The organism is Klebsiella sp. 7-CIP_Kleb., assembly GCF_050378655.1.
In the GTDB taxonomy this organism is placed as follows: Bacteria; Pseudomonadota; Gammaproteobacteria; order Enterobacterales; family Enterobacteriaceae; genus Klebsiella; species Klebsiella quasipneumoniae.
On record NZ_JBNRLJ010000006.1, the window covers coordinates 275,613 to 301,325 of the forward strand.

The 25,713-nt window shown below is 58.1% G+C and carries 27 protein-coding genes; 17 read left to right on the plus strand and 10 right to left on the minus strand.

Annotated features, from left to right (window positions below; all coding sequences use genetic code 11):
- Position 1 precedes the first annotated feature (1 nt).
- The 3 genes from rfaC to ACQUTI_RS20210 are packed head-to-tail and all read left to right on the plus strand — an operon-like array spanning position 2 to position 3,028.
- Positions 2-973, plus strand: a complete 972-nt coding sequence (rfaC, locus tag ACQUTI_RS20200) for a lipopolysaccharide heptosyltransferase RfaC (RefSeq protein WP_004205056.1) — start codon at positions 2-4, stop codon at positions 971-973.
- On the plus strand, positions 973-1,881 hold the full coding sequence (locus tag ACQUTI_RS20205) for a sugar glycosyltransferase (protein ID WP_049003215.1): 909 nt from the start codon (positions 973-975) through the stop codon (positions 1,879-1,881). The genes rfaC and ACQUTI_RS20205 overlap by 1 nt, the downstream gene beginning before the upstream one ends.
- On the plus strand, positions 1,859-3,028 hold the full coding sequence (locus tag ACQUTI_RS20210) for an O-antigen ligase family protein (protein WP_017900046.1): 1,170 nt from the start codon (positions 1,859-1,861) through the stop codon (positions 3,026-3,028). Before ACQUTI_RS20205 ends, ACQUTI_RS20210 begins: the two co-directional genes overlap by 23 nt.
- Before the next feature lie 44 nt (positions 3,029-3,072).
- Here the strand turns inward: ACQUTI_RS20210 and ACQUTI_RS20215 are convergent, their stop codons facing one another.
- Positions 3,073-4,152 carry a glycosyltransferase family 9 protein gene (locus ACQUTI_RS20215; protein WP_049092429.1) on the minus strand — a complete coding sequence of 360 codons (1,080 nt, stop codon included), beginning with the start codon at positions 4,150-4,152 and terminating at the stop codon, positions 3,073-3,075.
- A gap of 18 nt (positions 4,153-4,170) precedes the next feature.
- Positions 4,171-5,133: a polysaccharide deacetylase family protein gene (locus ACQUTI_RS20220; protein WP_012540311.1), complete on the minus strand. Its 963-nt coding sequence runs from the start codon at positions 5,131-5,133 to the stop codon at positions 4,171-4,173.
- Between the two features lie 111 nt (positions 5,134-5,244).
- Between ACQUTI_RS20220 and rfaQ the strand changes: the two genes are divergently transcribed.
- The 7 genes from rfaQ to coaD all read left to right on the plus strand — a co-directional run bounded on the left by rfaQ (position 5,245) and on the right by coaD (position 12,179).
- On the plus strand, positions 5,245-6,321 hold the full coding sequence (gene rfaQ, locus ACQUTI_RS20225; RefSeq protein WP_017900048.1) for a putative lipopolysaccharide heptosyltransferase III: 1,077 nt from the start codon (positions 5,245-5,247) through the stop codon (positions 6,319-6,321).
- Complete coding sequence (locus tag ACQUTI_RS20230; protein WP_060656571.1) at positions 6,318-7,445, plus strand: glycosyltransferase family 4 protein; 1,128 nt, start codon at positions 6,318-6,320, stop codon at positions 7,443-7,445. The genes rfaQ and ACQUTI_RS20230 overlap by 4 nt, the downstream gene beginning before the upstream one ends.
- Positions 7,446-7,447: 2 nt before the next feature.
- Entirely contained in the window at positions 7,448-8,542 is a 1,095-nt protein-coding gene (locus ACQUTI_RS20235) for a glycosyltransferase (protein WP_004205063.1), read from the plus strand.
- A 29-nt stretch (positions 8,543-8,571) separates the two neighbouring features.
- Positions 8,572-9,561 carry a glycosyltransferase gene (locus ACQUTI_RS20240; protein WP_004205064.1) on the plus strand — a complete coding sequence of 330 codons (990 nt, stop codon included), beginning with the start codon at positions 8,572-8,574 and terminating at the stop codon, positions 9,559-9,561.
- A gap of 91 nt (positions 9,562-9,652) precedes the next feature.
- Positions 9,653-10,927 (plus strand): lipid IV(A) 3-deoxy-D-manno-octulosonic acid transferase, encoded by a 1,275-nt coding sequence (gene waaA, locus ACQUTI_RS20245; protein ID WP_004205065.1) that lies wholly within the window; start codon positions 9,653-9,655, stop codon positions 10,925-10,927.
- A complete protein-coding gene (locus ACQUTI_RS20250; protein WP_023319330.1) occupies positions 10,927-11,703 on the plus strand; it encodes a glycosyltransferase family 2 protein in 777 nt (258 codons plus the stop codon). The genes waaA and ACQUTI_RS20250 overlap by 1 nt, the downstream gene beginning before the upstream one ends.
- Positions 11,700-12,179: a pantetheine-phosphate adenylyltransferase gene (gene coaD / locus ACQUTI_RS20255; RefSeq protein WP_004205067.1), complete on the plus strand. Its 480-nt coding sequence runs from the start codon at positions 11,700-11,702 to the stop codon at positions 12,177-12,179. The genes ACQUTI_RS20250 and coaD overlap by 4 nt, the downstream gene beginning before the upstream one ends.
- A 150-nt stretch (positions 12,180-12,329) precedes the next feature.
- On the opposite strand, the gene mutM is transcribed toward coaD, so the two are convergent.
- The 4 genes from mutM to radC form a co-directional block, all read right to left on the minus strand.
- Positions 12,330-13,139, minus strand: coding sequence for a bifunctional DNA-formamidopyrimidine glycosylase/DNA-(apurinic or apyrimidinic site) lyase (mutM, locus tag ACQUTI_RS20260; RefSeq protein WP_032456731.1), 810 nt, complete (start codon positions 13,137-13,139; stop codon positions 12,330-12,332).
- Positions 13,140-13,274: 135 nt separating this feature from the next.
- Complete coding sequence (rpmG, locus tag ACQUTI_RS20265) at positions 13,275-13,442, minus strand: 50S ribosomal protein L33 (protein ID WP_002922510.1); 168 nt, start codon at positions 13,440-13,442, stop codon at positions 13,275-13,277.
- 20 nt (positions 13,443-13,462) lie between these two features.
- On the minus strand, positions 13,463-13,699 hold the full coding sequence (rpmB, locus tag ACQUTI_RS20270; protein ID WP_000091955.1) for a 50S ribosomal protein L28: 237 nt from the start codon (positions 13,697-13,699) through the stop codon (positions 13,463-13,465).
- A gap of 216 nt (positions 13,700-13,915) precedes the next feature.
- Complete coding sequence (radC, locus tag ACQUTI_RS20275) at positions 13,916-14,581, minus strand: RadC family protein (protein WP_017900054.1); 666 nt, start codon at positions 14,579-14,581, stop codon at positions 13,916-13,918.
- A gap of 172 nt (positions 14,582-14,753) precedes the next feature.
- On the opposite strand from radC, the gene coaBC reads away from it, so the two are divergent.
- The 3 genes from coaBC (at position 14,754) to slmA (ending at position 17,125) form a co-directional block, all read left to right on the plus strand.
- Positions 14,754-15,968, plus strand: a complete 1,215-nt coding sequence (gene coaBC / locus ACQUTI_RS20280) for a bifunctional phosphopantothenoylcysteine decarboxylase/phosphopantothenate--cysteine ligase CoaBC (RefSeq protein ID WP_004205070.1) — start codon at positions 14,754-14,756, stop codon at positions 15,966-15,968.
- A complete protein-coding gene (gene dut, locus ACQUTI_RS20285; RefSeq protein ID WP_017900056.1) occupies positions 15,946-16,404 on the plus strand; it encodes a dUTP diphosphatase in 459 nt (152 codons plus the stop codon). The genes coaBC and dut overlap by 23 nt, the downstream gene beginning before the upstream one ends.
- Before the next feature lie 124 nt (positions 16,405-16,528).
- Entirely contained in the window at positions 16,529-17,125 is a 597-nt protein-coding gene (gene slmA / locus ACQUTI_RS20290; protein WP_004205072.1) for a nucleoid occlusion factor SlmA, read from the plus strand.
- Positions 17,126-17,171: 46 nt separating this feature from the next.
- Here the strand turns inward: slmA and pyrE are convergent, their stop codons facing one another.
- Complete coding sequence (gene pyrE / locus ACQUTI_RS20295; protein ID WP_004205073.1) at positions 17,172-17,813, minus strand: orotate phosphoribosyltransferase; 642 nt, start codon at positions 17,811-17,813, stop codon at positions 17,172-17,174.
- 65 nt (positions 17,814-17,878) lie between these two features.
- Positions 17,879-18,595 (minus strand): ribonuclease PH, encoded by a 717-nt coding sequence (rph, locus tag ACQUTI_RS20300; protein WP_004205074.1) that lies wholly within the window; start codon positions 18,593-18,595, stop codon positions 17,879-17,881.
- A 126-nt stretch (positions 18,596-18,721) separates the two neighbouring features.
- On the opposite strand from rph, the gene ACQUTI_RS20305 reads away from it, so the two are divergent.
- The 3 genes from ACQUTI_RS20305 to ACQUTI_RS20315 all read left to right on the plus strand — a co-directional run bounded on the left by ACQUTI_RS20305 (position 18,722) and on the right by ACQUTI_RS20315 (position 21,572).
- Positions 18,722-19,585 carry a YicC/YloC family endoribonuclease gene (locus tag ACQUTI_RS20305; protein WP_004205076.1) on the plus strand — a complete coding sequence of 288 codons (864 nt, stop codon included), beginning with the start codon at positions 18,722-18,724 and terminating at the stop codon, positions 19,583-19,585.
- Between the two features lie 179 nt (positions 19,586-19,764).
- Entirely contained in the window at positions 19,765-20,517 is a 753-nt protein-coding gene (locus tag ACQUTI_RS20310; protein WP_043522734.1) for an isocitrate lyase/PEP mutase family protein, read from the plus strand.
- Positions 20,514-21,572 carry a bifunctional transcriptional activator/DNA repair enzyme AdaA gene (locus tag ACQUTI_RS20315; protein WP_043522736.1) on the plus strand — a complete coding sequence of 353 codons (1,059 nt, stop codon included), beginning with the start codon at positions 20,514-20,516 and terminating at the stop codon, positions 21,570-21,572. The genes ACQUTI_RS20310 and ACQUTI_RS20315 overlap by 4 nt, the downstream gene beginning before the upstream one ends.
- Before the next feature lie 33 nt (positions 21,573-21,605).
- Here ACQUTI_RS20315 and ACQUTI_RS20320 read toward each other — a convergent pair whose 3' ends face one another.
- The gene (locus ACQUTI_RS20320) at positions 21,606-22,880 is read right to left on the minus strand and encodes a chloride channel protein (RefSeq protein ID WP_122542188.1); all 1,275 of its coding nucleotides are present in this window, start codon (positions 22,878-22,880) and stop codon (positions 21,606-21,608) included.
- Between the two features lie 275 nt (positions 22,881-23,155).
- On the opposite strand from ACQUTI_RS20320, the gene ACQUTI_RS20325 reads away from it, so the two are divergent.
- Entirely contained in the window at positions 23,156-23,773 is a 618-nt protein-coding gene (locus ACQUTI_RS20325) for a trimeric intracellular cation channel family protein (protein WP_122542190.1), read from the plus strand.
- Between the two features lie 5 nt (positions 23,774-23,778).
- Here ACQUTI_RS20325 and ligB read toward each other — a convergent pair whose 3' ends face one another.
- Entirely contained in the window at positions 23,779-25,455 is a 1,677-nt protein-coding gene (gene ligB / locus ACQUTI_RS20330) for an NAD-dependent DNA ligase LigB (protein ID WP_094309072.1), read from the minus strand.
- Between the last annotated feature and the right edge of the window lie 258 nt (positions 25,456-25,713).

The window sequence follows — 25,713 nt, forward strand, 5'->3', positions numbered from 1 at the left end:
GATGCGGGTATTGATTGTAAAAACCTCATCGATGGGCGACGTGCTGCACACGCTGCCCGCGCTGACCGACGCCGCGCAGGCTATCCCCGGCATCCGCTTCGACTGGGTAGTGGAAGAAGGCTTCGCGCAGATCCCCTCCTGGCATGAAAGCGTCGAGCGGGTGATCCCGGTGGCGATCCGCCGCTGGCGTAAAGCCTGGTTCTCCGCGCCGATCAAAGCGGAGCGTAAAGCCTTTCGCGAGGCCGTCCAGGCGGTAAAGTATGACGCCATCATCGACGCCCAGGGGCTAGTGAAAAGCGCTGCGCTAGTCACCCGCCTGGCGCACGGCGTCAAGCATGGTATGGACTGGCAAACGGCCCGCGAGCCGCTGGCCAGCCTGTTTTACAACCGCCGCCACCACATTGCGAAACAGCAGCACGCCGTGGAGCGTACCCGCGAGCTGTTCGCCAAAAGTCTCGGCTACGCGAAACCCCAAACCCAGGGGGATTACGCCATTGCGCGCCATTTCCTGCAGCACGAGGCTAGCGCTGCCGCCCCCTATCTGGTGTTCCTGCATGCCACCACCCGCGACGATAAGCACTGGCCGGAAAACCGCTGGCAGGAGCTGCTCGATCTGCTGGCCGACAGTGGCGTCCGCATTAAGCTGCCGTGGGGCGCCCCGCACGAAGAGGCGCGGGCGAAGCGGCTGGCGGAAGGCCGGGAGTATGTTGAAGTGCTGCCGCGCATGAGCCTTGAGCAGGTAGCGCAGGTTCTGGCCAGCGCCCGGGCCGTCGTCTCGGTCGATACCGGCCTCAGTCATCTGACCGCCGCGCTGGATAAACCGAACTTCACGCTTTACGGCCCGACCGATCCGGGGCTGATTGGCGGATACGGTAAAAACCAGCACATCGTGCGGCCGGAAAACAGCGCCAGCACCGGCGATATTACCGCCAGCCGGGTTCATCTTCTTCTGCACAATCAGGGGCTGCTCTGATGGGATCTCTGTTTAAGCAGATCTATCGCTACACCCGCCCTCGCGCTTATCGTCACAATGAAAATCTGTGGCCTTTTACCCGCATCACTCGCGCGCCGAGCGGCGAAATCAGCGCGTTGCGCTATAGAGGGAAAACGGTGCCGCTGGTCAGCCTGAGCGCGCTGAAAAACAGCATGCAGGGTGAAGTCCTGCTGACCGCCACCGGTCCTTCGACCCGCAATATCGATTTTTCCCTGTTGTCGAAAACGATCCCAGTGATGGGCGTCAATGGCGCCTGGCATCTTGCCGACCGCCTGCACTTTTCGCTCTATACCATCGTCGACATGGAGTTTTTCGATAAGAAGCCGGACATTATCCGCGCTATCGTCAGCCAACCGGACATTCTGCTGTTCACCACCATGCATGGGATCGCCAAAATCGTCGATCGCTATGCGGACGCGCTGCGCTGCCGTTTGGCGTTGATTGAGGACGGTTGCTATAAGATTTACCAGCCGAAAGTCGCCAGCGAAGCGATAAAGCGCACTTACCAGCAGAATCCGGCGATGTGCTTTCATCCCCAGCGCCCGGATATCTGCTTTAGCACCGATATTCGCCAGGGCGTCTTTGATGCCGGTACGGTGGTCTACTGGGCGCTGCAAGTTCTCGCCTGGCTGGGCTTCAATACTATCCTGGTGAGCGGCCTGGATATGACCAATTTTAACCAGCCGCGATTCTACGAAACACAACAAGAAAAATTGCCTTCTTACCTGGCAACAAAAGTGGATACCCTCGTCATGCCCTCCTTTGCGCATGCCGCGCAGGTACTGCAGCAACGCCAGATCCGGGTGATTAATTTTTCCCCAGAAAGCGCTGTACCGGATACTATTTTCGAAAAGGTTGCGTTTAATGAGTACTTTAAAAGTGAGTAACTTCGCCCGACAGGGTTACTCGATTGTCTTTCCTTTGTTTTTATTTTTTAGCGCGATTTTTTGTATGTCCACCCGGACCAATAATCTGCTGCATTTATCGATCCTGCTGCTGTTGCTGTCGCTGGTACGCCAGGAAAACCGCCAGGCGCTGGCCGACGTGTTACGCGAGCAGTGGCAGACCTGGACGCTGCTGGCGGCCTTCTTTACCTATTACGCCCTCAGTAACCTGTGGGGCCATACGCCGCAGCATATTGATTCGCCGATCACCCACGGTGTGTATCTGACGGGCTATCTGTTGCTGATGGCGATGCTGCTTAGCGACGAACGAACCCGCCGCCTGGCCATGCTGGCGGTGGTTGGCGGGATCACCGTGCTCTCGCTGTGGACGCTGATGTTCGACCACACGCTGGTCCTCACCGAACGAGCGGTCTCCCCCGAGAACCCCGGGCCAACAAACGTTATCGACCTTGCCGGATACTGCGGCATCGGCATCTTAATCTGCGGCATGCTACTGAAAGAAAAAGCCAGCCACTGGCTCTATCTGCCGGTGGCCATCATGCTGGTGATGATGCTGCTGACCCAAAGCCGCGGGCCGATCATCGCCCTGGTGCTGGCGGTCGGCTGTACGCTGCACCTGCACGTCTTCACCCGCCGCAACCTGCTGATCGCCGCGGCGCTGGCCGTGCTGGTGGCTCTGCTTTTGGTCATGACGCCGGTGGGCGACATGCTGCTCGCCCGTTTCGAAGAGCTGGGCACCCAAAGCGGGCTGCGTCTGAGTATCTGGCACCATACGCTGTCGGAGATGGCCAGCCAGCCCTGGCTGGGACGCGGTTTCAGCTATGAACTGGATTTCATCAACTACAGCGGCGAACACATCACCACCACCCACAGCGTGTATATGGGCGCCCTGCTGAAAGGCGGCATCGTAGGTTTACTACTGCTGCTTGCGGTCATTGCCTGCGGACTCTGGCAGGCGTGGCGCAAGCGCCGCTCCGACAGCCGCTACAGTCTGGCGATCCTGTTTTACGCCCTGGTGTTTATGGCCTCGCAGGGGATGTTTATCATCAGCAACCCCCGGGAGACCTGGGTGCTGTTCTGGCTGCCGCTGGGCATAGCGCTCAGCAAAGGGCTAGCGGAAAAGCGTTAACAAAAAAGGGCCGCTGACGGCCCTTTTTTATAGTCACTTTTATATTAACTGCGGGCGGCGACCAGCCGGTCGGCCTGCTCTTTAATCACCGGCCACACCGACTCAATCGCCACATCGGCGACATTCGCTTCTTCACAGACGATCTGCCTCGCTTTGTCATAGCCCGGCGCCCAAATATGATAGCCGGGCAGCCCGGTATCCTTGAGTTTACGTTTGTTATAGACCGCCACCATCGGTTTATCGAAGGCGCGGGCGATATGCACGATCGAGGTGTCCGGCGTAATGACTAAATCACAGCTGCGGATCACCTCCACGGCGGAGTTGATGGTGCTGTCGGCGATGTACAGCGCCATATCCAGCCCCAGCTGCTGAATCTTCTCACTGCGCCCCACCATCACGATACAGACCCGGTAAGGCAGAGCATGTAGCCGCTCGACCAGGGTCGCCACCTGATGACGACAGAAGTCTTTATCTTCGGAGGCGGTAAAAGGGTTAATGGCGATGCGCAGTGCGACCTCTCCGGCCTGGGAAAGCAAGCGCGCCACCTTCTCCCGCTCATGGCGACAGCCAGGGAGATGATAGTCGTATGGCTGGTCGTCAACGACGCCAAAAAGCTTCACCACCTGTTTATAGCGCTGGGAAATATGGCTGTTGCTGTCAAAAAAAGCGATCGAATGATCGTAAAGTTTATAGGGCTCTTTATTAAACCCAATCACGCTGGTCGCCCGTAAATCGGCGAGTAATTTAAAACGTTCATAGCTGGTCACGTCATCAAAATCGATAACCGCATCAAAACCCGCCGCCCGTAACGTATTTAAGGACATGCGTGGTCGATATAAATATACTTGCTCGATGAATTCTGAGCCGGCTAATATTTCGCAGCATATTGGTCCGGTTAACACCGAAACCTGATATCCCCGTTCGGCCAGTATTCTGGCGCAGCCGGTGGTCACCACCATATCGCCGACTTTATCGTCCAGGCGCAATAGCAGCACGCGGCGCACAGGGGCCGGGTCGAAGGGTTTGCGCGCCGGCTTATTTCTGTATCGATAGTTAATTAAATTAAATTTAATGCCGCGGAAAAAAGCGTTCTTTTTCCGCGTCAGTTGTTTAAGGATACGCATACGGTACCTTGAGCTGTGTTAGCGCTGTGTGATTTTCCGCTGGTAATATTCTGCCAACGTCATGCCCTTCACCTGCGGCGCCAGCCAGCTAAAAAAGGCTTCAAGGTCAGCGTATAAACGCTCAATATCCCGTTCATTCTGGAACGTAGGGCTGCCGCCGGGCATATACTCTGAAGAGTGGAGCATATATTCCACGTAGTCATTGCCCTGCGTCAACGTTTGTTCGACGACTTTTTTCATCGTCTCCACATTGCCGCCCATCGGTCGCAGCCAGTGTACGGAGGGGGAACGCACTTTGCCGCGCAGGCGGTCGTAGCCCTGCTTCACGCTGTTCATCCACGCGGAGTGCTTGTACTGAATGCTCATCGGCACTTCCAGCAGCGGCGAGTGGCCTTCGCGGCTGATGTCATTTTCATCGAGGAAATAGGCATGCTGCGGGAAGCGGCGATAATCGGTCCCGCCATCGCCCTGCGGCGCCCCCTTGGCGGTCTTCCAGTTCACCCGCGGGGTCACCGAGCAATCCACCTGATAACCGTGCTCCACCAGCAGACGCGCGTAGCGCTCGTCAAAGGCCCAGCGCCCGGCGCGATGGCTAACCATTTTGGTCTGGAAGGTGTCCTCCAGCAAATGCGTCATATAGTCGACCTTTTCACGCATCATGGCATCGCTGTATTCAATGAGATAAGGCTTATGCCGCCAGTCGTCGGCGGTCAGCGGCTCGGTCGGCGGGCTGTTCCAGGCATGCAAATGCATACCGACTTCCGCGGTGCCGCGGGCAATCACGTCTCTGGCGAATTCGATATAAAAGGGGTCGATGGCCATTTCATAGTTGGTCAAATAGACCGGTTTAAAGCCATACTTTTCGCAAAGTTGCTGAAAACGCGGGAGATAACGCGCATTCTCGGTGGTGATGCTGTCATGTTTTTGCCAGAGGTTATCGCCCTCTGTATCAATCGTGATGAGAAATGCGGGATTGTGCACGAAAACGTCCTCAGGCCATACGTATCGGGTCATGGTAGAGCAATACAACGCTTCTCTCAATCTGTCTGATCCCCTAGAATCGGAACCCTTATCCTGGATGAAGAACAGAGTATGACGCCTGAAACCCTCTCCCGCAGCCCCTTGAACCCGGCGCGGATCCTGGTCATTAAGCTGCGCCATCATGGCGACATGCTGCTGATCACCCCGCTTATTCACGCGCTGAAACAGCAGTACCCCGCCGCCTGCGTGGATGTCCTGCTGTATGAAGAGACCCGGGATATGCTCGCCGCCAACCCCGATATTCACCAAATTTATGGTCTCGACCGCCGCTGGAAAAAGCAGGGGAAAAAGCATCAGTTGAAGATGCAATGGCAGCTCATTCAGACGCTGCGCCAGCAGCGATACGATATGGTGCTTAACCTTGCCGACCAGTGGCCGAGCGCGATTATCAGCAAACTGACCGGCGCCGCGACGCGGATCGGCTTTGATTTTCCGAAGCGTCGCCACCCGTTCTGGCGCTATTGCCACACCGCGCTGGCCGCCACCCAACAGCATAATCAGCTGCATACGGTACAGCAGAATCTCTCTATCCTCGCTCCGCTCGGTATCCAGTTGAACGACGCGCCGGCGCGGATGGGCTACAGCGAAGCAGACTGGGCCACCAGCCGCGCCCTGCTGCCGGAGGACTTCCGGGATAACTACATCGTCATCCAGCCAACGTCGCGTTGGTTCTTTAAATGCTGGCGCGAAGATCGGATGAGCGCCCTGATCAACGCGCTGTCCGCCGAAGGGTACGCGGTGGTGCTCACCTCCGGCCCCGACGACAGAGAGAAGCAGATGGTGGAGACCATCATCGCCGGCTGCCCGCAGGCGCGGCTGCACTCTTTAGCCGGTCAGTTAACGCTGCGCCAGCTGGCGGCGGTGATCGATCACGCCCGGCTGTTTATCGGCGTCGACTCGGTGCCGATGCATATGGCAGCGGCTCTCGGCACCCCGCTGGTCGCCCTGTTCGGCCCCTCGAAGCTGACCTTCTGGCGTCCGTGGCAGGCGAAAGGCGAGGTGATCTGGGCCGGCGACTTCGGACCGCTGCCCGACCCGGACGCCATCAACACCAACACCGACGAACGTTATCTCGATTTAATTCCTACCGACGCCGTGATCGCGGCGGCGAAAAAGGTACTGGCATGAGTAAATTCAGGCTGGCTCTGGTGCGGCAGAAGTACCGCCCGGACGGCGGCGCAGAACGGTTTGTCTCCCGCGCGCTGGAAGCCCTCGACAGCAGTCATCTGCAGCTGAACGTCATCACCCGCGAATGGCAGGGACCGGTGAAGCCCGACTGGCAGATCCATATCTGTAATCCGCGCAAATGGGGGCGCATCAGCCGCGAGCGTGGGTTTGCCAACGCCGCGCGGGCGCTCTGGCAGCGCGAGTCCTTCGACCTGGTGCAGAGCCATGAGCGTATTCCCGGCTGCGATCTCTACCGCGCCGGCGACGGCGTTCATCGCCGCTGGCTGCAACAGCGCTCGCGCATTTTACCGGCCTGGAAAAGCCGCCTGTTGTTTGCCGACCGTTACCACCGCTACGTCATGCAGGCGGAGCGCGAGATGTACGAAGACCCGCATCTGCGCGGGGTGATCTGCAACGCCGAGATGATCAAGCGCGAGATCATCGAAGACTTTGGCCTGCCGGCGGACAAGATCCACGTTATCTATAACGCCATTGATAACCAGCGCTTCCTGCCGCCGGGCGAAGACACATTTGCCGCCTTACGCGCCAAATGGCAGTTGCCGCTGCAGGCAACCTGCCTGATTTACGTCGGCTCCGGCTTTGAGCGTAAAGGGCTGGCGGCGGCGATCCGCGCCATCGCCCCGACCGATCGCTATCTGCTGGTGGTTGGCAAAGATAAGGATCAGCCACGTTACCAGGCGCTGGCGAAGAGCCTGAACTGCGAAGCGCGGGTGCGCTTCTTCGGCATGCAGTCGGAAACGCTGCCGTTCTATCAGATGGCCGATGGCCTGCTGCTGCCCACCCTCTACGATCCGTTCCCCAACGTCATCCTCGAGGCAATGGCCTGCGGTCTGCCGGTGATCACCACCACCGGCTGCGGCGGGGCGGAGTTTATCGTCAACGGCCACAACGGTTACGTCTGCGACGCCCTGGATATCCCGGCGCTGCAGCAGGCGGTGATGGCCCTGCCCGCCCGCGCGCTGGGCTCCGTGGAAGGCGACCGCGCCCGCGAGCGCATCATGGCCTGCACCAGCGGGCGCCTCTCCACCCAGCTGCTTTCCCTTTATCAGGATCTGGTGAAATAACGATGCGCATCTTATTTGTGATTGATGGATTGCCCGGCGGCGGCGCGGAAAAAGTGGTCCTGACCCTGGCGGCACAGTTCCTGCGCGACGGCGATCGGGTATCACTCATTTCGCTACGCGACGTCTGCGAGTACCCCTTGCCCGAGGGGCTCGACTACCAGGTGGTGGCCGATCGCTGCCGCAAACCCTGGCGCAAGCTAACCGAGCTGTCCCGCCGCGCCCGCCAGCTGGACGCCGCGATCATCCGGGCCGAGCAGCAGGGACAATTTGACCTTGTACTCTCCAACCTGCATAAAACCGACCGCATCGTCGCCCGCAGCCGGGCGCTGCGCGAGCGCAACGTCTGGTTCTGCCTGCACGGCGTCTTCTCGGCCTCTTATCTCGGTCACCGTACCGGCTTTGACCGCTGGATGAAGCAGCAGAAAATTAAGCGGATTTACCAGGGGCGCAACGTGGTGGCGGTTTCCGACGCCGTGGGGCGCGATCTGGTGGAAGCCTTCGCCCTACGCCCGGCGCAGCTGAAAACCATCTATAACCCCTTCGATATCGCCGCCCTGCGCGCAGAAGCGGAAGCCGACAGCGAGCGCCCGGACGGCGACTACCTGATTCACGTCGGCCGCTTCCATCCCGGTAAACGTCACGACCGCCTGCTCGAAGCCTACGCGCAAAGCGGCATTGACGCGCCGCTGGTGCTGTTAGGACAGGGGAAACCGGAGCAAGAGCAACGCCTGCGCCAGCTGGCCAAAACGCTTGAGATTGAAGACCGGGTGTGGTTCAAGGGTTTTCAGAAAAACCCCTTACCGTGGATCAAAGGCGCGCGGATGCTGGTTTTGAGCTCGGATAGCGAAGGATTCGGCAATGTGGTAGTGGAGGCGCTGCTGTTACATACCCCGGTCGCCAGCACCCGCTGCCCCGGCGGCGTCACCGAGATCCTCACCGGCGAACTTGCCCGCGGTCTGGCGGATCTCACCAGTCCGGCGCTGGCTCAGACGATGCAAAGCATTTACCATAACCCGCCGGCCATCGACGATGCCGCGCTGGAAAAATTCAGCGTCGTGTCCATTTGTCAGCAGTACCGTCAGCTGCAGCGCACCTGACGCCGTTAGTTAACCAGGATCGAAGATTTATGAGTCAAACGCCTTTACTGAGCATCGTGGCTGCCGTCTACAACGGTGAGAAATTTCTTGCGCAATTCTTTGAGTGCATTGAACAGCAGCAGCTGGACAGCTATGAACTGATCCTGGTGAACGATGGGTCGACGGACAACAGCCTGGCGGTGATCGCCGAATGGCGGGATCGGCTGCAGAACGTCCAGGTGCTGGAGCAGGAAAACCAGGGCGTCTCGGTCGCGCGTAATACCGGCCTCGCCGCCGCCAGCGGCAAGTACCTCGCGTTTCCGGACATCGACGATAAACTCTATCCGGGCATGTATCGCACGCTGCTGGAAATGGCCGAGAAAGCACATCTCGATGTCGCCACCTGCAACGGCACCTACGTGTACGAAAAGCGCCGCGAGAGCCACCCGATCTTCCCGCTGGATCGCTTGCCCTCGACCGGCGTGTTGCCGGGCCATGTCTGGCTCAAGCAGGCCCTGGACTCGCGGAAATTTCTGCACGTCACCTGGCTCAATATCTATCGCCACGATTTTATCCGCCAGCATCACTTCCATTTCGAGCCCGGCCTGCGCCATCAGGATATCCCGTGGACCACCGAGGCGCTGCTGGCCGCGGAGCGCGTGCAGTACACCAGTCAGCAATTCTATGATTACTACATCCATTCTGAGTCGGTATCGCATAAGCCGGACAACGACGACACGCTGATGCGTTCGGCGCGCCATTACATGAAAATTCTGGAGATGCTGGAGGCGATCAACCAGCGTTACCCGGATAAAGTGCGCCATATCGCCGCCTGTCGCTGGCAGATCGCCAAAGAAGGCCTGGGGATCATCCACACCTTCGACAGCATGAAAGATGAGTCGAAAAAGCATGTTATTATTAAAGAATTCTTCGACCGCGGTATCTGGCGGTTAATCTGGAAAAACGCCTGTACTTTCCGTTTACGCTGGCGCCTGGGACGCCGTTATCTGCGTATTAAGCGTTATCGCCACGCGGGATAGACCAAAAACCCGCTGTTTCCGCCAAAGAGATAGCTTTACGCTGGCTAAATGCTTAGAATTTGCCCGCCAAAACAGAGAACGGATAAATAGTTTGGAATTGCTTTATACCACCCTACTTTACCTTATTCAGCCGCTGGTGTGGCTGCGGCTGCTGCTGCGCAGTCGTAAGGCTCCTGCCTACCGTAAACGCTGGGCGGAACGCTATGGCTTCTGTCAGAACAAGGTAGAGCCGGATGGCATTCTGCTGCACTCCGTTTCCGTCGGCGAGACCTTAGCCGCCATTCCGCTGGTTCGCGCCCTGCGCCACCGCTACCCTTCTCTGCCGATTACCGTCACCACCATGACGCCGACCGGCTCCGAGCGCGCCATGTCGGCCTTCGGCAAAGATGTCCATCACGTCTATCTGCCCTACGATCTGCCCGGCGCTATGAACCGCTTCCTGGACACCGTTCAGCCGAAGCTGGTGATCGTCATGGAGACCGAGCTGTGGCCGAACATGGTGGCCGCGCTGCATAAGCGTAAGATCCCGCTGGTGATTGCCAACGCCCGCCTGTCCGAACGTTCCGCCAAAGGCTATGCCAAACTGGGCGGCTTTATGCGCCGCCTGTTGAGCCGTATTACGCTTATCGCCGCACAGAATGAAGAAGATGGCAACCGCTTCCTCGCGCTGGGACTGAAGCGCAATCAGCTGGCGGTCACCGGCAGCCTGAAATTCGATATCTCCGTTACGCCAGAGCTGGCGGCGCGCGCGGTGACGCTGCGTCGGCAATGGGCGCCGCACCGCAAAGTCTGGATTGCCACCAGCACCCACGATGGCGAAGAGCAAATTATCCTCCAGGCGCATAAAAAGCTGCTGGAGACCTTTCCGAACCTGCTGCTGATCCTTGTTCCCCGCCATCCGGAGCGCTTCCCTGACGCCCGCGACATGGTGCAAAAAGCCGGAATGAGCTTCACTCTACGCAGCACCGGCGAGATCCCCTCCTCCAGTACCCAGGTGGTCATTGGCGATACCATGGGCGAACTGATGCTGCTCTACGGCATTGCCGACCTCGCTTTCGTCGGCGGCAGCCTGGTGGAGCGCGGCGGCCATAATCCGCTCGAGCCGGCGGCGCACGCCATTCCGGTGCTGATGGGGCCGCATACCTTCAATTTCAAAGATATCTGCGCCAAGCTGCAGCAGGACGATGGCCTGATCACCGTCACCGACGCGAACTCGCTGGTCAAAGAGGTTTCCACGCTCCTGACCGATGAAGACTACCGCCTGTGGTATGGCCGTCACGCGGTGGAAGTGCTGCACCAGAACCAGGGCGCGCTGTCGCGTCTGCTACAGTTACTGCAACCTTACCTGCCGCAGCGGAGTCATTAATGTCTAACCGGCTTTCCGTGGTGATGATCGCCAAAAACGCAGCGGACCTGCTGCCGGATTGTCTGGACTCCGTTAGCTGGGCGGATGAAATTATCGTCCTCGACTCCGGCAGTACTGACAGCACCGTCGAGCTGGCTCGCCGCCTCGGGGCGCAGGTCTATACCCATACCGACTGGCGAGGCTATGGCATTCAGCGCCAGCGCGCGCAGGACTACGCCACCGGCGACTGGGTGTTGATGATCGATACCGATGAGCGCGTCACGCCAGAACTCAGGCAGGCTATTCTTAAGGTACTGGAAGCCCCGCAGCGCGGCGCCATCTACAGCATCGCCCGCCGTAACTATTTTCTCGGACGCTTTATGCGCCACAGCGGTTGGTACCCCGATCGCGTCCTGCGCCTGTACGAACGCGCCCGTTACCGCTATAACGATAATCTGGTCCATGAATCGCTGGATAGCCTGGGCGCCGAGGTCATTCCGTTGACCGGCGATCTCCTGCATCTGACGTGCCGCGACTTCGCTGGCTTCCAGCAAAAACAGCTGGCGTATGCCGCCGCGTGGGCGCTGGAACGCCATCAGAAGGGCAAGAAGACCTCGATGGCGGGGATATTCAGCCATACGCTGGGGGCGTTCCTGAAAACGCTGCTGCTGCGCGGTGGGGTGCTGGACGGTAAGCAGGGCTGGTTACTGGCGATGGTCAACGCGCAGTATACGTTTACAAAATATACCGAGCTGTGGGCGCTGAGCCACGGCTACTCGGAGAAAGAGTCATCATGAGCACAAAAGCGATCTATCCGGGTACCTTCGATCCCATCACCAATGGCCATATCGATATTGTCACCCGCGCGGCGAGTATGTTCGATAAAGTGGTGCTGGCTATCGCCGCCAGCCCAAGCAAAAAGCCGATGTTCAGCCTTGATGAACGCATTGCGCTGGCGGAGCAGGCGACGGCCCACCTGGTGAACGTGCAGGTGGTCGGCTTCAGCGACCTGATGGCCAGCTTCGCGCGCGCGCAGCAGGCCAACATCCTGATCCGCGGCCTGCGGGCGGTGGCGGATTTCGAGTATGAGATGCAGCTGGCCCATATGAATCGCCATCTGATGCCCACCCTTGAGAGCGTGTTCCTGATGCCGTGCAAAGAGTGGTCGTTTATCTCCTCTTCGCTGGTGAAGGAAGTCGCGCGCCACCAGGGCGATGTCTCTCATTTCCTGCCAGCCAACGTCCACCAGGCGCTGTTGAATAAGCTGAAGTAACGCATCTGCTGGGGCGTGAGCCACGCGGGCTCTGTCTCTGTCTTGATGCCAGGTGGCGCTGCGCTTACCTGGCCTACAAACGCCCCCGGTCCGCCAGATGCGCACCCGCAGTTTCGCTGACCTGGCCGACAATCATTCCTGTTCCGGTGACTATTTCTGACACTGGCGGCAATAAAAGGTCGCCCGCTGGGCATGTTTGGTCCCGACGACCGGCGTGCCGCAGATCCGGCAGGGTTCGCCCTTGCGGCCATAGACCTGTAGCTCCTGGGCAAAATAACCGGGCTTGCCATCGCTTTGCAGGAAGTCCTTCAGCGTGGTGCCGCCCTGCTCTATCGAGCGCAGCAGGACCAGCTTAATCACCTTCACCAACTGCTCGCACTCGTCCCGCGACAGCGAGGACGCCAGCCTGTCAGGGTGGATCCCGGCGGAGAACAGCGATTCACTGGCGTAGATATTGCCGACGCCCACCACCAGCTTGTTATCCATCAGCCAGGGTTTGATCGCGGTTTTCTTCTTCGCGCATTTCTGCTGGAGATAGTCGGCGTTGAAGGCATCGCTTAGCGGTTCCGGCCCCAGATGCGCCAGCACCGGGTGGCCTTCCAGCTCTTTGGTCCATAGCCAGGCGCCAAAGCGGCGCGGATCGGTATAGCGCAGGACTTTACCGTTACTCATAACCAGATCAACGTGATCGTGTTTTTCCGCAGGCAGCTCTTCGCTCAGGATGCGCAGGCTCCCCGACATCCCAAGATGGACGATGATCCAGCCGTCCGGGAGTTCCAGAAGCAAATATTTGGCGCGACGTCGCACGCTGAGCACCGGAACGTCGCTCAGGCGATAAATCTCTTCGGAAACCGGCCAGCGCAACCGTCCGTTGCGCACGACGGCGTGCAGAATGGTGGCGCCAACCAGGTGCGGCTCAATGCCGCGACGGCTGGTTTCAACCTCTGGTAATTCAGGCATGATTTTCCTCCATTAACCCGGCGTATTGTGCTTCACGGACAGGTGGCTGAAAAGGGAGTGTGTGAAAGCAATATGGGGGAGTTTTAAAAACAAAAAACCCCGCCGGAGCGGGGTTTTTATACAAGGAGGCTAAAATTATTTGATTTTAGCTTCTTTGTAGATAACGTGCTGACGTACAACCGGATCGTACTTTTTCAGTTCCATTTTTTCCGGTTTGGTACGTTTGTTCTTCGTGGTGGTGTAGAAGTGACCAGTACCAGCGGAAGAAACCAGCTTGATTTTCTCACGAATACCTTTAGCCATGATTTATTTCCTCTAAGTACTTAGTACTTTTCGCCACGGGCACGCAGTTCAGCCAGAACTGTATCGATGCCTTTCTTATCGATTACACGCATACCTTTAGCAGATACGCGCAGGGTGACAAAACGCTTCTCGCTCTCAACCCAGAAACGGTGAGAGTGCAGGTTCGGCAGGAAACGGCGTTTAGTCGCGTTCAGTGCGTGGGAACGGTTGTTACCGGTCACCGGACGCTTGCCAGTAACTTGGCAGACTCGGGACATGTCTATTCTCCAAAAATCAAATTAGCTCGAGCTTCGTATGGGGTATTGGCGCCTCGTCAGGCTTTACAGCCTGGTCATCGCAGTTCAATGTGAACTCTCGACTGCCAGGCCCAAATGCCAAACCCGAGATTCTCAAAGGTGGCGTAGTATACGCTGACTCGGCGATGTGCTCAAGTCCCGAACAGACAAAGATCCCGAAGGATCGCCAGTTCGGGGCTAAATCCAGCCACGTTCGGCAAAAGATACATACGCACCGCGGCCGATAACCAGATGGTCAAGCACACGTATCTCCATGAATCGACAACACTTTACCACCCTTTCGGTAATCAGCCTGTCAGCCTGACTCGGCTCCGGACTACCGGAGGGATGATTATGCGCAAGGATCACGGCGGCGGCGTTCACTTTGATGGCTTCGCGTACAATTTCTCGCGGATGCACCTCAACGTGGCTAAGAGTACCAGAAAAAAGGCGGCTATGTTTCAACACGCGGTTCTGATTATCTAAAAAGATCACCATAAAGATCTCGCGCTCCTCTTCCGTCAGCTGGCTTTGCAAAAATTCCCGCGTCATCGAGGGGGTGACCAGCGCGGCCTCCTCAACCAGCTGCGAGCTAAAATAGCGCCGCGCCAGCTCGGCAATCCCCTTCAGTTGCGCATATTTCGCCAGCCCCAGCCCGTCAACGGCAACCAGTTGCGCTTTATCAGCGGAAAGCAGAGCGTAGAGCGAACCAAAACGCTGCAATAACGCCTGGGCGTAGCTCAGCACATCCTGACGGCGTGTGCCAATGCGCAGAAACAGCGCCAGTAGCTCAACATCCGTCAGCGCCTCGATGCCGAATTGCAGCATCTTCTCCCGTGGCATCAGATTTTCCGTTCCGTCCATGCGCCCTCCTGCGTGAATCAGCCTATCCTGGCACAACCTGACGACGCTGCCGACGCGCCGCTTTTTACCCTGCGTAGCCGCTCGCAAAGTGAATGCCCGTCAGAGGCACGACCACGTCAGGATTGTGATAAGATGCGCGGATTCTGGTCTACGGCAACAGGAATACATCATGATGACTCTGGCGGGTAAAAAAATCGTCCTGGGCGTCAGCGGCGGTATCGCGGCGTATAAAACCCCGGAACTGGTACGGCGACTACGTGAACGCGGCGCGGAAGTGCGTGTCGCAATGACGGAGGCGGCAAAAGCGTTCATCACCCCACTCAGCCTGCAGGCGGTATCCGGCTATCCGGTTTCCGACAGCCTGCTCGATCCGGCGGCGGAAGCGGCCATGGGCCATATTGAGCTCGGAAAATGGGCCGACCTGGTGATCCTCGCCCCGGCGACCGCCGATTTGATCGCCCGCGTGGCGGCAGGCATGGCCAATGATTTGGTGTCGACGATCTGTCTCGCCACCCCTTCCCCGGTTGCCGTCTTGCCCGCCATGAACCAGCAGATGTATCGCGCGCAGGCCACCCAGCATAATCTGCAGACGCTCGCTTCCCGCGGCCTGCTGCTGTGGGGACCGGACAGCGGTAGCCAGGCCTGCGGCGACGTCGGCCCGGGGCGAATGCTCGATCCGTTAACCATCGTGGAGATGGTTGCACAGCATTTCGCCTCCCCTGTCAAAGATTTGCAACATCTCAACCTCATGATTACCGCGGGCCCGACCCGTGAGCCGTTGGATCCGGTGCGTTACATCTCAAACCACAGCTCCGGTAAGATGGGCTTCGCGATTGCCGCCGCCGCCGCACAGCGCGGCGCGAACGTGACCCTGGTCAGCGGACCGGTATCGCTACCGACACCGCCCTTTGTGCAGCGCATTGATGTAACTACCGCGCTGGAAATGGAAGCGGCCGTCCAGGCCAGCGCTCAGCAGCAGCACATTTTTATTGGCTGCGCCGCGGTGGCGGATTACCGCGCCGCCGCCATCGCCGAAGATAAAATAAAAAAACAAGGTGATGAATTAACAATAAAAATGGTTAAAAACCCGGATATCGTCGCCGGGGTTGCAGCGCTAAAATCGCATCGCCCCTACGTCGTTGGGTTTGCCGCCGAAACGAATAATGTGGAAGAATATGCGCGGCAAAAACGTGCCCGCAAAAACCTCGACCTGATTTGCGCCAACGATGTTTCCCAGCCTAATCAGGGATTTAACAGCGATAGCAACGCATTACACCTTTTCTGGCAGGATGGGGAAAAGCGCTTACCACTTGAGCGCAAGGAACTCCTGGGCCAATTATTACTCGACGAGATCGTGACCCGTTATGATGAAAAAAATCGACGTTAAGATTCTGGACCCGCGTGTCGGCCAGCAATTTCCGCTGCCGACCTATGCCACCTCCGGCTCCGCCGGACTTGACCTGCGAGCCTGTCTCGACGACGCCGTAGAGCTGGCGCCGGGCGCAACCACGCTGTTGCCGACCGGCCTTGCGATTCATATCGCCGATCCCTCTCTGGCGGCGGTGATCCTGCCGCGCTCGGGCCTGGGTCATAAGCACGGCGTGGTGCTGGGCAACCTGGTGGGCCTTATCGACTCCGATTACCAGGGGCAGCTGATGGTGTCCGTCTGGAACCGCGGTCAGCAGAGCTTTGTTATCGAGCCGGGCGAACGTATCGCGCAGATGGTCTTTGTGCCGGTCGTGCAGGCGGAATTTAACCTGGTGGAATCTTTCGATGCCACCGACCGCGGCGAAGGCGGCTTCGGTCACTCAGGGCGCAAATAGGCCCAGCAACACGGAATCTGCATCCCAACGCGCATAATGCAATAACACCACCGCAAACTCTGGTTTGCGGTCGCGTTGTGGATGTCTGCCTGACAAGTGCTTATTTTCAGGGGTATTTTAAAACATGGCAGAAAAGCAAACTGCGAAACGGAATCGTCGCGAAGAAATACTTCAATCTCTGGCGCTAATGCTGGAATCCAGCGATGGTAGTCAACGTATTACCACCGCGAAACTGGCAGCTTCCGTCGGCGTCTCTGAGGCCGCGCTGTATCGCCATTTTCCCAGTAAAACCCGCATGTTTGACAGCCTGATCGAGTTCATTGAAGACAGTCTGATTACGCGCATCAATTTGATTCTGAAAGATGAGAAGGACACGTCCGCGCGCCTGCGCCTGATTGTTCTGTTGATTCTTGGGTTTGGCGAGCGTAATCCTGGGCTGACGCGCATCCTCACCGGACACGCGCTGATGTTCGAACAGGACCGGCTGCAGGGCCGTATCAACCAGCTTTTTGAACGCATCGAAGTGCAGCTGCGTCAGGTGATGCGCGAGAAAAAAATGCGCGAAGGCGAAGGCTACACGCTCGACGAAACGCTGCTGGCCAGCCAGCTGCTCGCCTTCTGCGAGGGCATGCTGTCGCGCTTTGTGCGCAGCGAGTTCAAATACCGTCCGACGGATGATTTCGACGCCCGCTGGCCGCTGGTCGCCGCACAGCTGCAGTAGTTTTCTTTGCATTGCCCGGTAGCGCTCTGCTTACCGGGCTTTTTCGTTACACGCCGTAGGCTTCGCGATAAGCGCGAACGGCCGCCAGGTGTTCCGCCATCTCCGGTTTCTCTTCCAGGTAAGCGATCAGCTCTTTCAGGGTTACGATCGAGATAACCTGGCAGCCGTAATCCCGCTCCACTTCCTGAATGGCGGAGATTTCACCGCGGCCGCGCTCCTGACGATCCAGGGAGATCAGCACGCCCGCCAGCTGCGCGCCGTTGGCCTGGATGATCTCCATGGATTCGCGAATCGCCGTACCGGCGGTGATCACGTCATCCACCAGCATGACCCGCCCCTGCAGTGGACTACCGACCAGATTGCCGCCTTCGCCGTGAGTCTTTGCCTCTTTACGGTTAAAGCAGTAAGGCAGGTCGCGGTCATGGTGTTCGGCTAACGCCACCGCGGTGGTGGTGGCGATCGGGATCCCTTTGTAGGCCGGGCCAAACAGCAGGTCGAACTCAATCCCGGAATCCACCAGCGCCTCGGCATAAAAACGGCCCAGCAGAGCCAGATCGCGCCCGGTGTTAAACAGGCCGGCGTTAAAGAAATAGGGGCTCTTACGCCCGGATTTCAGCGTAAACTCGCCAAACTTAAGAACCTGCTTGCTTAGCGCAAACTCAATAAACTGGCGCTGATACGGCTTCATGGATTCGCTCCTCATCTTACTTTTTTACGGTCAAAAAAAAGGCGACTTCTCAGTCGCCTTAAAAACTAATCTACTAACGCCGCCTTCTGCGTCGTAATAATGGATTCGATCCCCCCTCGGGCTAACGCCAGGAGAGTGAGGAGCTCTTCATGGGTGAACGGCTCGCCTTCTGCCGTACCCTGCACCTCAATGATGCGACCATCTTCGGTCATCACCACGTTCATGTCGGTTTCCGCGGCAGAGTCTTCGATGTACTCCAGATCGCAGATGGCTTCGCCATTAACGATCCCAACAGAGACCGCCGCCACCATCCCTTTCATCGGGTTAGTTTTCAGCTTGCCGGCCGCCACCAGCTTATTCAGCGCGTCGGCCAGCGCCACGCAGGCACCGGTAATAGACGCGGTGCGGGTGCCGCCGTCGGCCTGCAGCACATCGCAGTCGAGGGTGATAGTAAACTCGCCCAGCGCTTTCAGATCAACCGCCGCGCGCAGCGCACGGGCGATCAGGCGCTGAATTTCCATCGTCCGGCCGCCCTGCTTGCCTTTTGCCGCTTCACGCGCGTTACGCGTGTGCGTTGAACGCGGCAGCATGCCATATTCAGCGGTGATCCACCCCTGTCCCTGTCCTTTCAGGAAACGCGGAACGCCTTCGTCAATGGAGGCGGTGCACAGCACTTTGGTATCACCGAATTCAACCAGCACAGAGCCTTCAGCGTGTTTTGTGTAATTACGGGTCAGGGTGACGGGGCGCACCTGGTTGGCGCTACGACCTGCTGGACGCATGATAGAAATCTCCGGCTTGAAACGAATGTGGCTGCGCATTATACGGATTAAAGGCGCTTATTCCTATCCTGATAAGGCCTCGAAAGCTATAATCCTCCCCACTCTCCTTTAAAAACAGGAACGACTATGATCCGCAGTATGACCGCCTATGCCCGCCGTGAAATCAAGGGTGACTGGGGTAGCGCCGCATGGGAGCTGCGCTCGGTAAACCAGCGCTATCTGGAAACGTACTTCCGCCTGCCGGAGCAGTTCCGTAGCCTGGAGCCCGTGGTACGCGAACGCATTCGCGCCCGCCTGACTCGCGGTAAAGTCGAATGCACCCTGCGTTTTGAACAAGACCCCAGCGCTCAGGGCGAACTCATTCTCAACGAAAAACTGGCTAAACAGCTGGTTAACGCTGCCAACTGGGTGAAAATGCAGAGCGATGAAGGGGAAATCAATCCGGTTGATATCCTGCGCTGGCCGGGCGTGATGGCCGCCAAAGAGCAGGATCTTGACGCCATCGCCGCCGACATTCTGGCAGCCCTTGACGGCGCGCTGGATGACTTCATCGTCGCTCGCGAAACGGAAGGCCAGGCGCTGAAAACGCTTATCGAGCAGCGTCTTGAAGGCGTGAGCGGCGAAGTGGCGAAAGTTCGCGCTCATATGCCGGAAATTCTCCAGTGGCAGCGCGAGCGTCTGGTCGCCAAGCTGGAGGATGCGGAAGTGCAGCTGGAGAATAACCGTCTCGAGCAAGAGCTGGTGCTGATGGCGCAGCGTATCGACGTTGCCGAAGAGCTGGACCGCCTCGAAGCCCACGTGAAAGAGACCTACAACATTCTGAAAAAGAAAGAGGCCGTGGGTCGCCGTCTCGACTTTATGATGCAGGAGTTCAACCGTGAGTCGAACACCCTGGCGTCAAAATCGATCAATGCCGAGGTCACCAACTCTGCGATTGAGCTGAAAGTGCTGATCGAGCAAATGCGCGAGCAGATCCAGAATATCGAGTAACGCGCTCTCGTCTGTTAAAGTCTTTCCGTTCACAAGGCCATGATCAATCATGGCCTTTTTATTTATCTCTACCGCAGGCTGACGATAAGCTGCCGTAAAAAATAGTCGTCCAGTTTTCGGTTGTGGCCAATGAGCACAACGCGGCACAGTCAGGGGAAACACCACTGCGGGAGAAAAGAATGGACTTCAACGCGCTTCACCAGCAAAACCAACCTTTGTTGCTTGCCAACGTCTGGGACGCCAGCAGCGCTCAGGCCGCTCAGCAGGCCGATTACCAGGCGCTGGGAACCTCCAGCGCCGCTATCGCCGCGATGTTAGGCTATAAAGATGGCGAAGAGATGAGTTTTGACGAGCTGTTCTATATCGTCTCACGCATCAAAGCCGTTAGCGAACTGCCGTTAAGCGTCGATTTAGAGGCCGGCTACGGCGCCACAACCAGCCACATTATTGAGAATATTCAGCGTCTGGCGCATCTCGGCGTGAGCGGAATAAACCTCGAGGATAGTCAGGTGGTAAATAACAGGCGTCTTCTTGATGATCCGAAGCGCTTTGCCGTCAAACTGCAGGCAATCACCCGCGCCTGTCCCGGCATGTTTGTTAATGTCCGCACCGATACCTTTCTTCTCGACGTTCAAGATGCGCTGGATCAGACGCTCTATCGCGGTCAACTCTACGCGAACCACGGCGCAGACGGTTTTTTTGTGCCTTGCGTCACCCATGCAGAGGATATTACCTCCATCGTTCGCCGCGTGCCTTTACCATTAAACGTAATGTGTATGCCTGAGCTGGCAGACTTCAGCGCCTTATCTGCGCTGGGCGTAAGACGTATTTCAATGGGCAATTTTTTGCACGCTGCCACACAGACCAAACTGAAAGACTTATTCTGTCAGGTACAAGCTCATCACTCTTTCTCGGACGTTTTTTTACCATGAAAATTACCGACAGTGTCCAGTGCGATATCTGGTATCAGGCGCTGCTTGAACGCGCAGTGGAATTCACCGGCGTCTTTTTCGTTGGCGTCAAAACCACCGGTGTATTTTGTATCTCGGTCTGCCGGGCGCGAAAACCCAGACGCGAAAACGTCGAATTTTATAATGACGTTAAATCCGCGCTGGATGCTGGATTCCGGCCATGCAAAGTCTGTCGCCCGACGGAGAATGCCCGGACGGCTCCCGCCTTTGTTGAGCAAGCGCTTCGCCTGCTGCGAGAAAATCCGAAGGTTCGCCTCAGCGATAACGAACTACGTCAGCATGATATTAGCCCGGAACGCGTTCGCCGCTGGTTCCTGCAAAATCACGGGATCACTTTTCAGGCTTTTCAACGGATGCAGCGCGTGAATATGGCGCTTCAGGAGCTGAAAGCAGGCCGCTCAACTACCGATGTCGCTTTCGATAGCGGCTACGAATCCTTAAGCGGCTTCGGCTATACCTGCAAAAAATTGACCGGTTCCGCTCCCAGCGCGCAACGCCAGATTGTTTTAATTCATCGCTTTACCACTCCGCTAGGACCAATGTTCGTGTGCGCAACGCAAGGGGGAATTTGTCTGCTGGAATTTGTCGACAGACGAGCGCTGGAGACAGAATTCAGCGACCTGCAGCGACGGTTCGACGCCAGCATCATCGCAGGAGAAAACGCCCACACCCGGCAGGCGCAACAAGAAATAACAGAGTATTTTGCCGGGCAGCGCCAATCATTCGAGGTGGCGCTTGATACGCCAGGCAGTGAGTTCCAGCGAGCGGTCTGGCACAGTTTACAGCGCGTTAGCTTCGGCGAGACGACGAATTATCAATCCATTGCCATGGATATAGGTAAGCCGACGGCCACGCGGGCGGTCGCTTCCGCAAATGGTGCCAATCGTGTCGCCATCATCATCCCCTGTCATCGAATTATCGGCAAAGATGGTTCGATGACGGGTTATGGCGGCGGCATTGCGCGTAAAAAATGGCTTATCAACCATGAGGCAACCATCAGGCAAAATTGCGGCTGATTTTACTTCCAGGATGAATGGCCCTCTCCCGGTTCACTTTCGCTGCAGCTCATTAACCGCTTTCTTATCCAGTACCCGGCAGGTCAAAAACGCCCCTGCCGCGCACAGCAGCGTCGGGGCCAGATAGCTGTGATCCATGTGGGTGAATTCCATCACCAGCACCACCGCCGTCAGCGGCATCTGCATGGAGGCGGCGAGAAAAGCGGCTGCTCCCACCAGGGCGAAACTACTTTCATCTCCGCCGGGGAACCCTGATTGCCAGAGCGCGCAGAGCAGCAGGCTGGCCAGCCCGCCCACCGCCAGCCCCGGGGTTAGCAACCCGCCCTCCGCGCCGCCGCGCAGCACCGCCAGGATCACCACCATCTTCAGCCCTAACAGGATCGCGACCATGGAGAGAGGCAGCCCGTCGCTGAGCGCCAGCTGCATCGGCCCCTTGCCATTGCCCGGTAGCGCAGGGAACCAGAGGCTCAGGACGGCAAGAAGTGAAAACGCCAGCAGACAGAACACCGGCATCTGCCAGTTACTTCGCACGCGTGAACGCGCTGCGCTGGTCGCTTTGCGAAAGAGCCAGGCGCCGGTGCCCAGAATCGGGCCCACCAGAATCGCCCACCAGAGAAAGGTGTGCGGAAGCGCGCTGGAAACAAAATGGTATTGCGATTCATCCCCTAACCCGAGGGTGGCCGTCCAGGCGGCAATCGCCGAGGTCATTATCGCCGCCAGCGTTTTTTCCCAGCTAAACGACAGCAGCATGACCTCGAGGGTGAACAACGCCCCTGCCAGCGGGACGTTATACACCGCCGCCAGGCCCGCGCCCGCCCCACAGGCAATCAGCGTGCGGGTGTCATCCTCCAGCAGGCTCAGCTTACGCGCCACCATCCCCCCTCCCAGCGCGCCCATTTCCCGCGGCGCCACTTCGCGGCCAAGCGGGGAACCCAGCGCTACGGTGACGATCTGCAACAGGGCGTGGATCGTCGTGGTGCCCGCGGGCATGGGGACGGAAGGGTTAGCCGCCGCCGCGGCAATGGAAACCCGCTTCTGCCCATAGCGACCAAGCAGCCACCAGCCAAATCCGGCGACGATGCCGCCGGCCACGATTGCCGCGATGCGACGTGGCCAGGGCGACGCCGTGACGCCCTGTAAAAATGACACCGAACCGACGATCTGCCCGGAACTGTAGCCAAAAGCCAGGTGCTGAATGGCGTGTAAAATCAGTGCCAAAACCATGCCGGACAGACCGGCCAAAATCCCGGTTAATACCACGGCCAACAGGCGAGTCAGAGAATGTTTGCTCCCGGCGGCGACACGCATTTTCTCATCTCCTCGAGAAAGAAAATAAAAGGATAAAGGTCGGGACTTAAACATTAGGTATTCGTAGCGTTTTCAATATAGAAAATCGATCGGGAACAAGTCATTACTTTTTCTAATCTTTAAAAATTCATAAAATAGAAATCAACCGCCAATTAAAGCCAATTTAATCTATATTGGCATTAGTTTTTCCTGGCCTAACGATTTCACTTTAGAAAATCTCAATCGTGATCCTGCGCACAAATCGTTAACCTGCCGGCCACTGTCTGGGGGGATCTATGCTGCTTCATGTTCTGTATTTAATCGGTATCACCGCGGAAGCCATGACCGGAGCGCTGGCTGCCGGGCGTCGGCGGATGGATACGTTCGGCGTCATTATTATCGCCACCGCGACCGCGCTGGGCGGGGGTTCCGTTCGCGATATCCTGCTGGGACACTATCCTCTCGGCTGGGTGAAGCATCCGGAATACGTCATTATTGTCGCCGTCGCCGCCGTCCTTACCACAATTGCCGCCCCGGTAATGCCGCACCTGCGCCGGCTTTTCCTGGTGCTGGATGCGCTGGGGCTGATCGTATTTTCCGTCATCGGTGCGCAAATCGCCCTGGATATGGGAGAAGGGCCGGTTATCGCCTCTATTGCTGCGGTCATCACCGGCGTTTTTGGCGGTGTACTGCGCGATATGTTCTGCAAACGCATTCCGCTGGTCTTCCAGAAAGAGCTGTACGCCGGGATCTCGTTTGCCGCAGCGGTACTCTATATAGCGCTGCAACATTACGTTAGCAGCCACGATGTGGTGGTCCTGGCCACGCTGCTGTTCGGCTTTACCGCCCGCATGCTGGCGCTGCGCTGGAAGCTCGGGCTACCGGTCTTCCACTACACCCACGACGCCCACTAACCGCCTCAAAACCCGGGGATGCGTTGCCCGCTAAGCCATTGCGCCAGCGCCGCCACGTCAGGGTGATGCAGGAAAGCCACCAGCTGTCGGGCTCTGATCGCCCCCACGCCCGGCAGCGTGCGCCATTGCGCTTCACTCTTTGCCGTGAGGAGGCGCCAGTTTTCATTTCCAGGCTGCGCCAGCGCCTCCTGGGGCACCGGGATCCCCATCGCCAGCACCCAGCGTATAAAAGGCCGTTTACGAATAAGATCAAACTGATGCCAGAGGTGCTGCCCACGGGCGGCCGAGATCCCAGGCATCGCCTGCAGCTGCTCCGCCGTGAGCGCCAGCCAGGAAAAAAGATGCTCCATCGGGTGCTGCCGCTGAATGACGCGCCATACGTTTTCCCCTACGCCATCGATATCCAGCACCGACTTTGATGACAACCAGACCAGCCGGGAAAGAAACTGTTCGCTGCACTCAGGGGTGGCGAAATAGCAGGTTAGCGCATTGAATTTGGCCGCCGGCGGCGTCGGTTTAAGGCGCTCGGCCATCCGCCAGACGACCGCGTCGATCCGTGGAATACCCTGACCTGCCAGACTGATCTGCAGCTGATCGCCAACCCCAATATCCAGCGCCTGCCAGCGGGCCACAGAGCCAACGTTAACCCGCTGCACGCGTTTGTCATCCAGTCGCTGGGGCTCAAGCTCAGCCACTACGTTGACTCTACCGCTGCGGCCGGTACTGAAATGGATCGCCCGCACCTCCATCACCCGCGATGCCGGAGGATATTTCCAGGCTGCCAGCCATTCGCCCTTTCCCGGTGACCAGACGCGCCCCGCCGGTTCGCGCCCTTCACGCACAATCACGCCATCGCTGACGAAGGGCAGCGGCGAGCGATACCACCGCTGGCGCCACTCCGCCACCTGCTCAACACGCGTCACCGGATGGGTGTATTGTCCGCTGTAGATAAACCCCGCCTGCGCCAGCAGCTTCTGACGACGGCGCATATCCAACGGACCGTCTGGCCAGGCCCAGATAAAAACGTCCAGCTGGCTGAGGGGCGCCGCCGCGTCAGCCCGCATCATCAACCCGGCGACTTTCGCCCGCGCGTTCATTCCGCCAGCCTGCTGCTGAACATGCCCCTCCCGACGCAGAAACAGCTCCCCCTGCAGCACGCTGTTGGCCAGTTCGCCGGTCGTCAGCTTCGCCAGCGCCGGGATCTGCCGCGCTCGGGCGGTCCACAACTCACCGCGCAGGCCATCCCCGCGGCTGATAGCCTGAACCAGATGCCCCTGGCGATAGACCAGGGTTACCGCCACGCCGTCCACCTTAGGCTGTATCCACAGGTCGGTTTTATTTTTCATCCAGCGGGCCAGGCTGGCTTCATCCGCCAGCTTGCGTACGCCGGTATGGGCGACCGGATGACGCGTATCGCCGGTCGGTGGAGACAGACCGTCCTCCTCAGGCGTCGCGCCCGGAAAGCATTGCCGCCACTGCGTCAGGCGCTGGGTGAGCTGGTCGTAAACGTCATCACTCACCTCGCTGGCGCCCTGTCGCCAGTAAGCCTCGTTCCAGGCGTCAATCTGTTGATGAAGACGTGCAATCTCCTGTCTGCCTTTAGCCGGCGGCCAGTCCGGGCACGTCGCCAGCGCGCTGGCAGAGAACATCCCTATCGCCAGCCACCCCCCTCCTTTACGCATTGCAGTTCCCTCCTTCAGCACCTGACGGAGAGTCTGCGGCAGAATACCGGAAACCGCGACGGGGGCTTTTTCACCCTGCGAAGCGCCTTCCAGGATTTGCACCTCGTTGCAGCAACAGCTGGCGAATTCAGGAAAACGGCAGGCAAAATGAAAGAAACAGCGGCAAAAAGTGTGACAAGGACTGCGTCACGCCGCGGCGACGTGTATAATAGGCTCGTATGTAGGACCTCTTTCGATAACCACATACAAAAGACACTC

Coding starts and splice junctions, on each gene's coding strand:
- radC (WP_017900054.1), bottom strand. CDS start 14,581: ATGGACGGAACGGAAAATCTGATGCCACGGGAGAAGATGCTGCAATTC.
- rfaC (WP_004205056.1), top strand. CDS start 2: ATGCGGGTATTGATTGTAAAAACCTCATCGATGGGCGACGTGCTGCAC.
- ACQUTI_RS20325 (WP_122542190.1), top strand. CDS start 23,156: ATGCTGCTTCATGTTCTGTATTTAATCGGTATCACCGCGGAAGCCATG.
- mutM (WP_032456731.1), bottom strand. CDS start 13,139: ATGCCTGAATTACCAGAGGTTGAAACCAGCCGTCGCGGCATTGAGCCG.
- ACQUTI_RS20250 (WP_023319330.1), top strand. CDS start 10,927: ATGTCTAACCGGCTTTCCGTGGTGATGATCGCCAAAAACGCAGCGGAC.
- ACQUTI_RS20310 (WP_043522734.1), top strand. CDS start 19,765: ATGGACTTCAACGCGCTTCACCAGCAAAACCAACCTTTGTTGCTTGCC.
- ACQUTI_RS20240 (WP_004205064.1), top strand. CDS start 8,572: ATGAGTCAAACGCCTTTACTGAGCATCGTGGCTGCCGTCTACAACGGT.
- ACQUTI_RS20215 (WP_049092429.1), bottom strand. CDS start 4,152: ATGCGTATCCTTAAACAACTGACGCGGAAAAAGAACGCTTTTTTCCGC.
- ACQUTI_RS20210 (WP_017900046.1), top strand. CDS start 1,859: ATGAGTACTTTAAAAGTGAGTAACTTCGCCCGACAGGGTTACTCGATT.
- ligB (WP_094309072.1), bottom strand. CDS start 25,455: ATGCGTAAAGGAGGGGGGTGGCTGGCGATAGGGATGTTCTCTGCCAGC.
- ACQUTI_RS20235 (WP_004205063.1), top strand. CDS start 7,448: ATGCGCATCTTATTTGTGATTGATGGATTGCCCGGCGGCGGCGCGGAA.
- ACQUTI_RS20315 (WP_043522736.1), top strand. CDS start 20,514: ATGAAAATTACCGACAGTGTCCAGTGCGATATCTGGTATCAGGCGCTG.
- coaBC (WP_004205070.1), top strand. CDS start 14,754: ATGACTCTGGCGGGTAAAAAAATCGTCCTGGGCGTCAGCGGCGGTATC.
- ACQUTI_RS20320 (WP_122542188.1), bottom strand. CDS start 22,880: ATGCGTGTCGCCGCCGGGAGCAAACATTCTCTGACTCGCCTGTTGGCC.
- dut (WP_017900056.1), top strand. CDS start 15,946: ATGATGAAAAAAATCGACGTTAAGATTCTGGACCCGCGTGTCGGCCAG.
- slmA (WP_004205072.1), top strand. CDS start 16,529: ATGGCAGAAAAGCAAACTGCGAAACGGAATCGTCGCGAAGAAATACTT.
- pyrE (WP_004205073.1), bottom strand. CDS start 17,813: ATGAAGCCGTATCAGCGCCAGTTTATTGAGTTTGCGCTAAGCAAGCAG.
- rfaQ (WP_017900048.1), top strand. CDS start 5,245: ATGACGCCTGAAACCCTCTCCCGCAGCCCCTTGAACCCGGCGCGGATC.
- rpmB (WP_000091955.1), bottom strand. CDS start 13,699: ATGTCCCGAGTCTGCCAAGTTACTGGCAAGCGTCCGGTGACCGGTAAC.
- rph (WP_004205074.1), bottom strand. CDS start 18,595: ATGCGTCCAGCAGGTCGTAGCGCCAACCAGGTGCGCCCCGTCACCCTG.
- rpmG (WP_002922510.1), bottom strand. CDS start 13,442: ATGGCTAAAGGTATTCGTGAGAAAATCAAGCTGGTTTCTTCCGCTGGT.
- ACQUTI_RS20205 (WP_049003215.1), top strand. CDS start 973: ATGGGATCTCTGTTTAAGCAGATCTATCGCTACACCCGCCCTCGCGCT.
- ACQUTI_RS20230 (WP_060656571.1), top strand. CDS start 6,318: ATGAGTAAATTCAGGCTGGCTCTGGTGCGGCAGAAGTACCGCCCGGAC.
- ACQUTI_RS20305 (WP_004205076.1), top strand. CDS start 18,722: ATGATCCGCAGTATGACCGCCTATGCCCGCCGTGAAATCAAGGGTGAC.
- coaD (WP_004205067.1), top strand. CDS start 11,700: ATGAGCACAAAAGCGATCTATCCGGGTACCTTCGATCCCATCACCAAT.